14 protein-coding genes are annotated in these 11,885 nt (G+C 70.8%); 4 read left to right on the top strand and 10 right to left on the bottom strand.

The window, feature by feature from the left end; all coding sequences use genetic code 11:
- Nucleotides 1–126 precede the first annotated feature (126 nt).
- The gene (locus tag ACZ6SF_RS00685) at nucleotides 127–636 is read left to right on the top strand and encodes a hypothetical protein (RefSeq protein WP_466059443.1); all 510 of its coding nucleotides are present in this window, start codon (nucleotides 127–129) and stop codon (nucleotides 634–636) included.
- Between the two features lie 13 nt (nucleotides 637–649).
- Here the strand turns inward: ACZ6SF_RS00685 and ACZ6SF_RS00680 are convergent, their stop codons facing one another.
- The 4 genes from ACZ6SF_RS00680 to ACZ6SF_RS00665 all read right to left on the bottom strand — a co-directional run bounded on the left by ACZ6SF_RS00680 (nucleotide 650) and on the right by ACZ6SF_RS00665 (nucleotide 4,573).
- Nucleotides 650–1,669 (bottom strand): hypothetical protein, encoded by a 1,020-nt coding sequence (locus tag ACZ6SF_RS00680; RefSeq protein ID WP_466059441.1) that lies wholly within the window; start codon nucleotides 1,667–1,669, stop codon nucleotides 650–652.
- Nucleotides 1,662–2,981: an ATP-binding protein gene (locus ACZ6SF_RS00675; RefSeq protein WP_466059439.1), complete on the bottom strand. Its 1,320-nt coding sequence runs from the start codon at nucleotides 2,979–2,981 to the stop codon at nucleotides 1,662–1,664. Before ACZ6SF_RS00675 ends, ACZ6SF_RS00680 begins: the two co-directional genes overlap by 8 nt.
- Complete coding sequence (locus ACZ6SF_RS00670; protein WP_466061295.1) at nucleotides 2,978–3,652, bottom strand: response regulator transcription factor; 675 nt, start codon at nucleotides 3,650–3,652, stop codon at nucleotides 2,978–2,980. Before ACZ6SF_RS00670 ends, ACZ6SF_RS00675 begins: the two co-directional genes overlap by 4 nt.
- A gap of 87 nt (nucleotides 3,653–3,739) precedes the next feature.
- On the bottom strand, nucleotides 3,740–4,573 hold the full coding sequence (locus ACZ6SF_RS00665; RefSeq protein ID WP_466059437.1) for a class I SAM-dependent methyltransferase: 834 nt from the start codon (nucleotides 4,571–4,573) through the stop codon (nucleotides 3,740–3,742).
- Nucleotides 4,574–4,643: 70 nt separating this feature from the next.
- Between ACZ6SF_RS00665 and ACZ6SF_RS00660 the strand changes: the two genes are divergently transcribed.
- Nucleotides 4,644–5,246, top strand: a complete 603-nt coding sequence (locus ACZ6SF_RS00660; protein ID WP_466059435.1) for a TetR/AcrR family transcriptional regulator — start codon at nucleotides 4,644–4,646, stop codon at nucleotides 5,244–5,246.
- 33 nt (nucleotides 5,247–5,279) lie between these two features.
- On the opposite strand, the gene ACZ6SF_RS00655 is transcribed toward ACZ6SF_RS00660, so the two are convergent.
- The 4 genes from ACZ6SF_RS00655 to ACZ6SF_RS00640 all read right to left on the bottom strand — a co-directional run bounded on the left by ACZ6SF_RS00655 (nucleotide 5,280) and on the right by ACZ6SF_RS00640 (nucleotide 8,302).
- The gene (locus tag ACZ6SF_RS00655) at nucleotides 5,280–5,732 is read right to left on the bottom strand and encodes a flavodoxin family protein (RefSeq protein ID WP_466059433.1); all 453 of its coding nucleotides are present in this window, start codon (nucleotides 5,730–5,732) and stop codon (nucleotides 5,280–5,282) included.
- Nucleotides 5,733–5,742: 10 nt separating this feature from the next.
- Entirely contained in the window at nucleotides 5,743–6,192 is a 450-nt protein-coding gene (locus ACZ6SF_RS00650) for a hypothetical protein (protein WP_466061294.1), read from the bottom strand.
- 47 nt (nucleotides 6,193–6,239) lie between these two features.
- Nucleotides 6,240–6,992, bottom strand: coding sequence for a 4-hydroxy-tetrahydrodipicolinate reductase (gene dapB / locus ACZ6SF_RS00645; protein ID WP_466059432.1), 753 nt, complete (start codon nucleotides 6,990–6,992; stop codon nucleotides 6,240–6,242).
- Between the two features lie 209 nt (nucleotides 6,993–7,201).
- Nucleotides 7,202–8,302: an alcohol dehydrogenase catalytic domain-containing protein gene (locus ACZ6SF_RS00640; protein ID WP_466059430.1), complete on the bottom strand. Its 1,101-nt coding sequence runs from the start codon at nucleotides 8,300–8,302 to the stop codon at nucleotides 7,202–7,204.
- 137 nt (nucleotides 8,303–8,439) lie between these two features.
- Here ACZ6SF_RS00640 and ACZ6SF_RS00635 point away from each other — a divergent pair, with 137 nt between their 5' ends.
- Entirely contained in the window at nucleotides 8,440–8,835 is a 396-nt protein-coding gene (locus ACZ6SF_RS00635; RefSeq protein WP_466059428.1) for a VOC family protein, read from the top strand.
- A 39-nt stretch (nucleotides 8,836–8,874) separates the two neighbouring features.
- Here ACZ6SF_RS00635 and ACZ6SF_RS00630 read toward each other — a convergent pair whose 3' ends face one another.
- Entirely contained in the window at nucleotides 8,875–10,086 is a 1,212-nt protein-coding gene (locus ACZ6SF_RS00630; RefSeq protein ID WP_466061293.1) for an MFS transporter, read from the bottom strand.
- Between the two features lie 89 nt (nucleotides 10,087–10,175).
- Between ACZ6SF_RS00630 and ACZ6SF_RS00625 the strand changes: the two genes are divergently transcribed.
- Nucleotides 10,176–10,499, top strand: a complete 324-nt coding sequence (locus tag ACZ6SF_RS00625; RefSeq protein WP_466059425.1) for an ArsR/SmtB family transcription factor — start codon at nucleotides 10,176–10,178, stop codon at nucleotides 10,497–10,499.
- Between the two features lie 49 nt (nucleotides 10,500–10,548).
- Here ACZ6SF_RS00625 and ACZ6SF_RS00620 read toward each other — a convergent pair whose 3' ends face one another.
- The gene (locus ACZ6SF_RS00620; protein ID WP_466061292.1) at nucleotides 10,549–11,859 is read right to left on the bottom strand and encodes a M16 family metallopeptidase; all 1,311 of its coding nucleotides are present in this window, start codon (nucleotides 11,857–11,859) and stop codon (nucleotides 10,549–10,551) included.
- Nucleotides 11,860–11,885 lie beyond the last annotated feature (26 nt).

Genomic DNA, 11,885 nt, shown 5'->3' with positions numbered 1-11,885 from the left:
ACGGGGCGTGCCTCGACACCCTCGTCTGTGTTCTCCGCCGCCGGAAGCGGCCCAGACGTCACGATTACTTCATTCCGGTGTCAACAATTCCTTGAAAGACGTCAGATCTGACGCCACACTGATGCCATGGACTTGAACCGCTATACCGACCGGATCCGCGCCGACCTGGTGTCCGCCGCAGCGCTCGGCGACGAGAAAACGCAGGCCACGGCCGAGGCGCTCGCGACCGCCGTGGAGAACTCGGCCCGGCTGGCCCTGCTCTCGGCACTGACCGAACTCGCCGATGCCGTCACCGCCGAACTCGGCGACCGCACCGTGCGTGTCTCACTGCACGGGACGGAGGCGACCGTCGACGTGAGCCGGGCCGCCTCCGGCGACACCCCCAGTTTCGAGGAGATGACCGGCGATATCAGCCGCGTCACCCTGCGATTGGTCGAACAGGTGAAATCGCGGGCCGAGGAGGCCGCGGCGCAGAGCGGGCAATCGCTGAACTCGTGGATGTCGGGCGTCGTCTCCGGGGCACTGCGCGATCAGATGCGCGGCGGCTACGGCGGCTACAGCGGCGGCCGGAGTGGCGGCTACGGCGGTAAGGGCGGCGAGCACGGCGGCACGGCGAAGGGCGACGAGTCGGTCTGACCGCTCCCCCGGCTCAGACCGACACCAGAACCTCACCGGTGGCGGTGATCTCGATACGCCGGTCGCCGCCGGGACCGCTGGCCAGCACGGTCGCGATATACCGCCGGCCGGGAGGCAGCACCCGCACCGTGACCGCGCCGGCGTTGGCGGCATCCAGTTCGCGGGCGGCGAGCCGCACCACCTCCGCGCGAACGGCGGCGGTGGCCCCGGCGAAGCCACCGTCGTCCAGCAGCAGCACCTCCACGCCCCGCGAGCGTGCGCCGCGGGCCGCACTGCCGAGCTGATCGGTGACCAGTTGCGGCGCGCGCAGGCCGTCCCGCAGTTCGGCCTCGAGCAACCGGCACTCCTCCCGTTCGGCCGGGGTGAGTTCGACACCGCGCGCGATCCGTTCGAGCATCGGCCGGGCCACCTTGTCCAGCCGGGCCAGCTGACGGATCCGCTCGGCATGTTCGGCGTCCATGGTGGCCTCGGCGGCCGCGCGCATGGCGGCCTCGTCGTGCAGCCAGCGCAGGGAACGCTGGGTCGGTCGCAGGATCAGCGCGCACACCGAGGCCCCGACCAGTGTGGCCAGCGCGATGATCGAGACGAATACCGATCCCAGCGCGATCCCCAGGACGATATCGACGACCGCGAGGGTCGCGGTGACGGCCGCGGCCCCGGCCCAGGCCGCGCCGATCCGCCCGCGCAGGACCAGCACCCCCAGCACATACGACGCGGCGAAGGCCGCCCACGGCTGCCGCAGGGCGTCGTCGGCGAAGTTCAGGTGGGTCAGCACCACCGAGAGCGGTCCCGCCGCGAGCACCGCCGCCGTGGCGGGCCAGGGCAGCGGATCACCCGGGACCAGCAGCAGGATCGCACCGGCGCCCAGGACGAGCGCGAACGCGACGGCCGCCTGCGCGGTCGGCACATCGTGGAACGGCGGAACCATGTACAGCGTGATCGTCGCGGCGAGTCCCGCCATGAACACCCAGCCGGCCCGGCCACGCATACCCAGCAGCGCCCGCAGCTCGATATCGGCGTCGTCGTCAGGCATGGCCACCTCCCCCGGCACTGCCCCACATCAGCGTGACCGTCGTACCCTCCCCCGGTTCCGATTCCACGAAACCGGCGCCGCCGGGCAGTTGCCGCATCCGGCCCAGAATGCTCACCGCGATCCCGAGCCGGTCGGCCGGCACCGCCGCGCGGTCGAATCCGGCGCCGTCGTCACGCATCACCACCCGCAGACCACCCGCTCCCACCGTCACCGTCACCACCCGCCGTACCGGGCGTCCCGGAACGCAGGCGTGGCGCAGGCTGTTCCGGGCGGCCTCGGCCAGCGCCGCGGCCAGGGTGCCGGCCGCTTCCACCGGCATCCGGAGATCACCGCCGTTCCCGTCGCGGCGGGCCGCGAACTCGATACCGGTGTTCACCTCGTGCACCGCCGACCGCAGGAACCCGATCACCGAACGCGCGTCCAGGTGGTCGGTGTCGCTGTCGGCGACCCGGGTGGCGTCCAGCCGGTCCAGCGTGCGTCCGGCCTGTTCGCGCAGGACCGGTGAGGCGGCGGCGCCCCGGGAGGCGTCGAGCAGTGTCGAGAGCACCGCGTCGTGGATGAGCGCGGCGAAACGGGCCCGCTCCCGTTCCCGCGCGGCCGTTCCCGCCACCGCCGCCGCGCGTTCACCCTCGATCGCCGACTCCCGGTCCACCCGGACGCCCGCCGCCCGGGCGTAGACGACGCACCAGAGGAACAGCACACACAGTCCGGCGTGCCGGGCGAAATTGTCCACGGCATGGAACAGGGAGGTGTCATCGAACATGACGAAGAGGGCGGCGCCGGGAATCGCGCAGGCCACCACGAGATAGATACCGGCCGGCCACGGCCGCCAGCCCAGCGCCGCGGCCAGCACCCCCACGGTGATCAGCCGATGCGCCCAGATCGGCCCGGGCGCCTCCGCCACCTCGTAGTAGAACACCATCACCAGCGCCATCGCGGTGAGATAGCCCAGCGCGGCCGCCGCGGCGACGGCCCGGATCAACCGAGGCCCCGCGACCAGCGACACGACGGCCAGGACCGGCAGCATGCCGAAGGCCACCGGCACGGTGATCAGTGTCCACACCAACGGGATATGGCGGTGCTGGATGACGATCTCCGGCAGTTCCAGCACCCCGGCGCTGGTCCCCACCAGCCCGATGACCAGCCCGAACCGGCGGACGATCCGGTCGGCGGCCGATTCGGGGCCGGAGTCGCGGTACCGGACGGCCCGGATCCGGGACCACCGCGGCAGCGGCCGCCGCACGGCCGCGGCGAGCCGCGACGCCGGCCCGGCCACCGTGTCCGCGGCTCCCGCCACAGACGTCGCGTTCATGACCGGCGATGTTCGGGCACGGGCAGCCAGCCGTCCTCGACCGCCCGCTTGTACAGATCGGTTTTGGTGGGCGCCGGGCGTCCGGCATCGGAGTACTTCTGCCGGATCCGGCCCAGATAGTCGTTGACGGTCTGCTCGGACAGACCGGTCAGCCGCGCGACCCGCGACGCCTTCTCCCCCGACGCGTACAGGGTGAGCACCTCTTCCTGCCGCGGACTCAGCCCCACCCTGGACAATTGGGGATCACCGTCGATCGCGGCGGCCCAATCGGTGGTCACCACCTGTTCCCCGGATGCCGCGGAACGCACCGCGGCGACCACCGCGGCCACATCCTCCGATTTCCGCACCACGCCCAGGACGCCGGCCCGGGCCGCGGAACGCACCAGGTAGGCGTTCTCGGCGCCGGTGAACACCAGGACCTCGATCCCGTTGTCGCGCAGGGTCCGCACATTGTCCTCGGGGGCGGAATCATCGGCGAGCCGAAGATCGAGCACCGCCAGATCCAGGGCCGGTACACCGTCGACACGGCAATCCGGGTGCGCCAGTAGCTCGGCGACCGTCCCCGCGGTCGCCACCAGATTCAGGTCGGTCTGCGGCCCGAGCATCGCGGCCACTCCCATCGCCACCGATTCGTGGTCCTCCACCAGCCCGATCCGGCGGGGCACACCCATCTCCGCGACGCTCTCGGTCACCTCACAACTCCCCTCGGGCACAACCAATCTCTGCCCACAGAGTATGGCGGGCCGCGGACGCGATGGTCAGCCCCTGATTCCGGGGTGGCGACGGGTGGCGGAAACGGCCAGCGTGGTGTAGCTCATCGAGAAGGAGCCGCCCAGCGCGTCGATGGCGTCCCCGGTCGCGTCCAGGATCTCGGCCAGCTGGTCGGGCCGGAGGCGGGTGAGTCCGCCGGTGGTGGGAAGCAGTTCGAGCCATCGGTCGCGCGTATAGGACCGCTGCCAGTCGAATCGCCGGTGCTCGGGCTCGTCGAACAGCCCGGTCTCGCGGATCCGCTCGGCGAATCTCTCGTATCCCGCCCGGTAGAGCGCGAGTGGACGCCGAGCCGGTTGGCCGCTGAACGGGGAGTCCGGCGCCGCCCGCTCGAAGGCGGCCGCGAACGGCTCCGCCACCTCGGGCGGCGGCTCGTAGACGTGGCCGAAGATCGCCAGCCGGCCCCCGGGGCGCAGCAGTCCGGCCGCCTTCGCGGTGCCGGCGACCGGATCCACCCAATGCCACGACTGGGCGGCGACGACCACATCGAACATCCGGTCGCCCGGCTCCCACGCCTCGAAGGTCGCCACCTCGACCTCCACGCCGCTGTCCCGCGCGAACCCGGCCATCCGCGCATCGGGTTCGACGCCGAGCACCGCGCATCCCGCGGCCCGCAGCTGCCGGGCCGCGATACCGGTACCGCAGCCGATGTCGAGCACCTCCGCCGCCGGAGCGCCGGCGAGGATCCCTGCGATCAGCGCGTCGGGATAGCCGGGTCGCGCCCGGTCGTAGCGCTGCGCGTCCACACCGAACGCCGTGGCCATCTGCTCGGACCCCGGACGCGCGGGGGTGGGATCCGACTGCTCACGCGGTAAAATGGGCATGCGCCCACTGTAATGGGCGCTTGCCCACTGCGCAAAGATCACAGTGGATCACGCGGGAAAGGATGTGCGAGTGCCGACCGGTGTACACCTGCACGACGCGCGGCAGCAGCTGTTCGACGCCGCCGACCGCGTCCTGCTGCGCGACGGCCCGAACGGGCTGACCAGCCGGGCCGTCACCGAGGAGGCCGGCTGCGCCAAAGGTGTTCTGCACCGGCATTTCACCGATTTCGACGCCTTCCTCGCCGAGCTCGTACTCGATCGGGCCGCGCAACTCGCGGCGCAGGCGAGCGCGCTGGATGCCGCCGCCGGCAGCGAGACGGTGGCCGCCAACCTGACCCGCGCGCTCACCGGGTTGTTCGGTCCGGTCCCGCTGGCGATCATCCCGCTCATCACCTTCCGCGACGAGTTGCGCGCCCGGCTGCGGCAGGCCCGCCCCGGCGGCGGGATGGCGATCCTCGCCGAGGCGACGACCGCGATCTCGACCTATCTGACCACCGAGCGCGAGCTCGGCCGCCTCGCCGCGGATGCGGATATCGAATCGCTCACCCTCTCGCTGGTCGGTGGCGGGCATCTCCTGTTCACCGACCGCGACCCCGGGCCGCCGACCGCGGCGGCAGTCGAGAAGTTCGTGACGTCGGTGGTCGCCGACGCCGTGCAGCGACGACCGGTCTGACGGCTCACCCGTACCGCCGACCGCGGCCGCGCGCTACGGCATCAGCTGTGCGGCCACGGTCGCGCCGAGTTCCCAGCAGGCTTCGAGGTCGTCCTTGGCCGGGCCGGCCGAAACCGTCACGTAGTCGGCCGCCTTCACCCACCCCAGCCCGGTCGTAATGGCGGTGACGCCCTTCTCCGCGCCCTCGGTGCCCTCGTTACCGTGCAGGTACAGGCCGAACGGACGCCCGCGCGTCGAATCGAGGCAGGGGTAGTAGACGAGATCGAACGCATGCTTGAGGGCGCCGCTCATGTACCCGAGATTCGCCGGGGAGCCGAGGACGTACCCGTCGGCCTCCAGCACATCGGCCGGCGTGACGGCCAGCGCCGCGCGGCGCACGACCTCCACACCCTCGATCTCGGGGTCGGTCGCACCGGACAGCACGGCCTCGAACATCGCCTGCATGAACGGCGACGGCGTGTGATGGATGATCAGCAACCTGGGCACAGCGCCGAGCCTAACCCCGCTCGTGCCGCTCCAGCTCCACCGCGCGACGCATCGTCTCCCGCGCCCGGCCCCGGTCGCCCGCGTAATCGTAGGCGCGGGCCAGCCGGTAGGAGACCCGCCAGTTGTCCGGATCGGCCTCCCATTCCGCGCGCACCGTCGCGAACAGCTCATCGGCCGCGGCCCGCTCGATCCGCCCGGACGGCCGGCGAGGCAGCCCGGAAACGTCCAATTCCAGGCCCTCGTCGCGGATCCGGCGGGACAGCCGCTGATGGTCCAGCGCCGAACGGATGGTGGACCACACCATCCACACTCCGAGCAGCGGCAGGATCAGCACCCCGATCCCGAGACCGATCGCCGCGAGGTCACCGGAGATGATCAGGGCGACGGCGATCCGGCCCAGCCACAGAAAGTAGAAGATCAGCGCCAGGACCAGCGCGGCCACCAGCGCGATGATCTTCAGCGACGACCGGTCCTGCTCCGGCTCGCCCGCTCCGCCCGCGGATTCGTTCACAGATCGAGGAACGGGTCGAGTCCGACGGTCAGTCCCGGCACCTGCCCGATGCGGCGCACTCCGAGCAGAACTCCCGGCGCGAACGACGAGCGGTCGATCGAATCGTGCCGGATGGTGAGCGTTTCGCCCTGGGTGCCGAACAGCACCTCCTGATGGGCGACCAGTCCGGCCAGCCGTATCGAATGCACCCGCACACCGTCGACCTCGGCGCCGCGGGCCCCCTCGAGTTCGGTACTGGTGGCGTCCGGGATCGGCCCGGCCCCGGCCTGCTTACGCGCCTCGGCGATGAGGCCCGCCGTCCGGTAGGCGGTACCCGACGGCGCGTCGGCCTTGTTCGGATGATGCAGCTCGATCACCTCGACCGATTCGAAGAAGCGCGCCGCCTGTTCGGCGAACCGCATCGACAGCACCGCGCCGATCGCGAAGTTCGGCGCGATCAGCACCCCGGCCTCCGGCCGGTCCGCGAGCCAGCCCCGCACCTGGTCCAGCCGGGAATCGTCGAACCCGGTGGTACCGACGACCGCGTGGATCCCGTTCTCCACCAGGAAGCGCAGATTGCCCATCACCACATCCGGATGGGTGAAATCGACGACCACCTGGGTTCCGGACTCGGTGAAACCGGTCAGCGGATCGTCCTTGTCCACCGCCGCCACCAACTCCAGATCGGAAGCCGCCTCGACCGCCGCGCAGATGGCCTGCCCGACCTTGCCCCGCGCCCCCAGCACACCAACCCGAATCGGCGCCGTCACCACACCACTCCTACCTGTCGCCGGATGATCGGAACCGAGCCTAACCCCCGCACCCCCATCACCACGCGAGGGCCGGACAAGCACCTGAAAGGGTTCGGCCCGCGTCTGCTGTCGGCCCTCGAAGCGCATGCGCGCAGCCGCGAGTCTCGAGGGCCGACAGCAGACGCACAAGAGGGCCGAACCTCGAGCAGCGGAGCTGCTCCAATATTTCAAAAGATGATGACCTGCCGTAGCGCGTGCCCCGCCGCCAATCGATCCATCGCGTCGTTGATCTGCTCCAGCCCGATATGCGACGAGATCAGCTTCTCCACCGGCAATCGCCCGTCCCGCCACATCCGGACATATTCGGGGATATCCCGCGAGGGAACCGCCGAGCCGAGGTAGCTCCCGACGATCGAACGGCCCTGCGCGACCAGCCCGAGTGGCGAGATACTCGCCCGGGCCTCGGGTGCGGGCAGTCCGACCGTCACCGTGGTCCCGCCCGGCGCCGTGGCCGCCACCGCGCTCTCGAACGCGCGCGCCGAACCCACGGCCTCGACCACCACCTCCGCCGCGATACCGTGCTCGGCGATATCACCCGGGGTGAAGGCGCCGGTCGCGCCGAGTTCCCGGGCGAGCGTCAGCTTTTCGGGGACGGTATCGACGGCGATCACCTCGCGCACACCGAGTGACACCGCCACCAGCACCGCCGCCATGCCCACACCGCCGAGGCCGACGACCATCACCCGGTCGGTGGCGGCGGGCCGGGCCGAGTTGAGCAGCGCCCCGCCGCCGGTGAGTACGGCGCAGCCGAGCACGGCCGCGATCTCCGGCGGTACATCGTCGTCGACGGGGACGACCGAGCGCCGGTCCACGACGGCGTGGGTGGCGAATCCGGACACTCCGAGGTGGTGATGGACCTCGCCGCCGTCGCGGCGCAGCCGGCGCCCGCCGCCGAGCAGTTCGCCCTCGTTGTTGGCGGCGCTGCCGGGTACGCAGGGGGTGCGGCCGCCCGAGGCGCAGCCGGGGCAGTCGCCGCACCGGGGCAGGAAGGTCATCACCACGCGTTGGCCGACCGGCAGATCGGTGCCCGGACCGGCCTGTTCGACCCTCCCGGCGGCTTCGTGGCCGAGCAGCATCGGCACCGGCCGGACCCGGTTGCCGTCGACGACGGACAGGTCGGAGTGGCACAGTCCGGCGGCTTCGATCCGTACGAGCAGTTCGCCGGGGCCGGGGTCGGCGAGTTCGAGTTCACCGATGGTGATCGGCGCTGATTCGGCGTACGGCGCCGGCGCGCCGATCCGTTCCAGGACTGCTCCACGGATTCTCATGCCGACCACGCTATGCCCACCACGGAACGCGGGCATGATCCGGATCGGACTATGCTGGTTCGCCGTGACGGTGCTCCCGTTGGCCGCCTTGTACCGAGCCCGGGGTCGGGACCGTCACGATCCGAGGAGATATTCCTTTGTCCATCCAGTTCAACCACACCATTGTCGGCTGTCGTGACAACCGGGAATCGGCCGAGTTCTGGGCCGATATCCTGGGCGTGGAACCGGGCGCCCCGTGGGGACCGTTCATTCCGCTGCCCACCGCGAACGGGGTCACCTTCGATTTCGCGAACGTCCCCCCGCATATCACCGAGATCCAGGGCCAGCACTACGCCTTCCTGGTCTCGGAGGCCGAGTTCGATGCCGCGTACGCCAAGATCCAGCGCTACGGAATCGAGCACTGGGCCGATCCGCAGCAGCGCGCCGCGGGCGAGATCAATCACAACGACGGCGGCCGCGGGGTGTACTTCCTCGACCCCAGCGGTCATTACATGGAGTTGATCACCGTCCCCTATGGGGGTTGGCCGCAGTGACGCGTCCGGGTGGCGGAGCGATCCGCCACCCGGCCCGGTTCAGGCCCGGGCCGCACCGGCCGGGGCGCCCCGGCGCAGGCCGAGTCCGGCGGCAGTGAGGCACGAGAACGCCACCGCGCCGATGAACCACGGGAATACCGTGCTCAGGCCCCAGGTCGTGGCGGCCCAGCCGGCGATCACCGTGGGCAACGCCATCGCCGTGTAGGCGGCCAGGTAGTACGCCGACATCGTCTCCCCGCGCTTGTGTTCGGGGACCACATTCGACAGGTGGCGCAGCGATCCGCCGAAGCCGAGCCCGAAGGTGGCGCCGAGGACGACACCGATGCCCACGACAGCGATCCAGCTGTGGGTGGCCAGCGCCGGAATGGTGAGCAGCAGGGCGATGGCCATCCCGATATCGCCGAGGATCGCGGCGGTCCGGGCCGGGATCCGGGTCGCGAACAGTTGCACCAGCGCCGCCGACAATGCCGTGGACGCGACGACCACACCGCCGAAGACGAGGTTGTGGATACCGGTCTGCTCCGCGGCCAGCGACGGATAGAGGGAGAGCAGTACACCGAGGACCGACCAGGCCGCCATCACGCCGAGGGCGGAGAACCAGAAGTCACCGCGGATCTCGGCGGGGACCGCCGGTCGGGCGATCTTGATCCGGCCGGCGACCCGGGCGGCGTGCGGCTCCCGCAGGGCGAGGACCGCGGCGCCCACGATCAGGCAGATCACGCTGATGACGACGTAGGGCGTGCGCAGCGGATCGGGCGCGTACTGGGCGAGCAGGGCCGACCCCAGAATCGCCACCGCCATCCCGACATTGAAGGCGACACCGGTGAGCTGACCCGATCGCGCGCCCCGTTCGGGTCGCAGGTCCAGCAGGGCCGCGGCGCCCGCCACGACGGTGGCCCCGACCGCCAGGCCGTGCATGGCCCGCGCCAATACCAGCATGGGCACCGTTTCGGCGAAGACGAAGACGACCAGCCCCGCGATCATCGTGGCGAAGGCGCCCAGTAGCACCGGTTTACGGCCGACCACGTCGGAGATTCGGCCGGAGACCAGCACCGCCACCAGCGCCGCGACGGCGTAGACCGCGAAGACGACGGTGGTGGTGAGCGGCGAGAGATGCCATTCTCGTTCGTAGATGCCGTACAGCGGGGCCGGGACGCCCGAGACCCCGAGCGCGACGCCGGTGGCCGCCAGTACCAAGGCGTATGCCCAGGACTGCACGGTTCGGTCCGGTACTGCCACAGTCGCTGTCATCCGCGCCCCGATCAGGTAGGTTTGATGAGTATCCAACCGGATCGACGGTATCGCACGGTACGACGAACATCAAACCCGAACGAGGCACTATGACGGACACCACCGCCACCGAGGTGTTTCCCGTGGCCGCACTCCCCGCCGTTCTCGCCGCGCTCCACGACCCCGTACGCCTGGAGATGGTGCGCCGGCTGAGCAACGCCGGTACCGCGGTACGCTGCGCCGCGCTCTACGACGGCGTCAACAAGTCCACGGCCACCCACCATTTCAAGATCCTGCGGGAGGCCGGCGTCACCGAGCGGCTGATGATCGAGGGCCAGACCTGCCAGCGCCTGCGCGCCGCCGAACTCGACGACGCGCTACCCGGCCTGCTGCCCTCGATCGTCGACGCCGCGAACCGGGCCCACCGGGACTGAGCGCCCCGCCCGGCCCACAGCATCTCCCGGCCGGGCCCGGCGTCCCGGATCAGGCGCCGACCAGCCGGCCCACCGCGGCGGGCAGATCACGACGACGCCGGTACGGTCCGGCGACCGAGGCCGCGAACGGGCGCGCCAGCAGTGAGCGCGCGATCTCGCCGACCTCGTCGGTGGTGACCGCGTCGATCCGGGCCAGGGTCTCCGACACCGACCGGTGGTTGCCGTAGCTGAGTTCGCTGCGGCCGATCCGGTTCATCCGGGACGCCGAATCCTCGAGCCCCAGCACGAGTCCGCCGCGTAACGAGCCCTTGGCCCGGGCGCATTCGGCATCGGTGATGCCGTCGGCGGCGACCTCCTCGAGCACCCCGCGCGCCAGCTCCGTCACCTCGTTGAGGTTCTCCGGCTGGCAACCCAGATACACCGAGAAGGCACCGGTATCGGCGAAGGTGTCCACGCTCGAGTACACCGAATAGGCCAGTCCGCGTTCCTCCCGGATCCGCTGGAACAGCCGCGAACTCAGCCCACCGCCGATCACCGTGTTCAGCACCGAGAGCGGCCAGCGGCGCTGCCCCTCGTGCCGGCCGTAGGCGCGCACCCCGAAGACCAGATGCGCCTGTTCGCTGTCGCGGTGGCTCCAGCTCAGCTCCGGAGCGCTCCGGGTACGGAACCGGCCCTCCCGGCGCGGGGCGGGCAAGGCCACGGGGTCGAGCCGGTCGGCGACCGCCCGGTGCACGAGTTCGACGGTGTGCTCGTGCTCGATGTTCCCGGCGACCGCCACCACCATCCGGTCGGGCGTGTAGCGGCGCTGGTGGAACGACCGCAACTGTCCCGCGCGCATCCCCTCGATGGATTCGACGGAACCGATGATGGGTCGCCCGATCGGATGGTCGCCGAACAGGGCGGTGAGGAACGCGTCGCCGACCAGATCCTCCGGATCGTCGTCGCGCATCGCGATCTCCTCGAGCACCACCTGGCGTTCGACGTCCACGTCCACCGCGCGGCACAGCCCGTTGAGCACCACATCGGAGACCAGGTCCACCGCCAGCGGTAGATCCTCGTCCACCACATGTGCGTAGTAGCAGGTCTGCTCCTTGGCGGTGAACGCGTTGAGTTCACCGCCGACGGCGTCCATGGCCTCGGCGATATCCAGGGCCGAACGGGTCGGCGTGGCCTTGAACAGCAGATGCTCCAGGAAATGCGCCGCGCCGGCCACGGTCGGCCCCTCGTCACGAGAACCGACCCCGACCCACACACCCACGGATGCCGACCGCACCCCCGGGACCTGCTCGGTCACCACGCGCAGACCGCCGGGCAGGACGGTGCGCCGCACCCCGTTGTCGATATCGACGGTTTCGCCGATCCGCCACTGCGATGACGAACCCCCCT

This window comes from Nocardia sp. NPDC049935 (assembly GCF_055586645.1).
The sequence above is the reverse complement of the archived record's forward strand: the minus strand, read 5'-3'. Positions and strand labels throughout refer to the sequence as shown.

What these genes read in the sequence shown, in the direction of transcription:
- ACZ6SF_RS00680 (WP_466059441.1), bottom strand. Translation starts at nt 1,669, where the DNA reads ATGCCTGACGACGACGCCGATATCGAGCTGCGGGCGCTGCTGGGTATG.
- ACZ6SF_RS00625 (WP_466059425.1), top strand. Translation starts at nt 10,176, where the DNA reads ATGACGGACACCACCGCCACCGAGGTGTTTCCCGTGGCCGCACTCCCC.
- ACZ6SF_RS00670 (WP_466061295.1), bottom strand. Translation starts at nt 3,652, where the DNA reads ATGGGTGTGCCCCGCCGGATCGGGCTGGTGGAGGACCACGAATCGGTG.
- ACZ6SF_RS00640 (WP_466059430.1), bottom strand. Translation starts at nt 8,302, where the DNA reads ATGAGAATCCGTGGAGCAGTCCTGGAACGGATCGGCGCGCCGGCGCCG.
- ACZ6SF_RS00675 (WP_466059439.1), bottom strand. Translation starts at nt 2,981, where the DNA reads ATGAACGCGACGTCTGTGGCGGGAGCCGCGGACACGGTGGCCGGGCCG.
- ACZ6SF_RS00685 (WP_466059443.1), top strand. Translation starts at nt 127, where the DNA reads ATGGACTTGAACCGCTATACCGACCGGATCCGCGCCGACCTGGTGTCC.
- ACZ6SF_RS00630 (WP_466061293.1), bottom strand. Translation starts at nt 10,086, where the DNA reads ATGACAGCGACTGTGGCAGTACCGGACCGAACCGTGCAGTCCTGGGCA.
- ACZ6SF_RS00665 (WP_466059437.1), bottom strand. Translation starts at nt 4,573, where the DNA reads ATGCCCATTTTACCGCGTGAGCAGTCGGATCCCACCCCCGCGCGTCCG.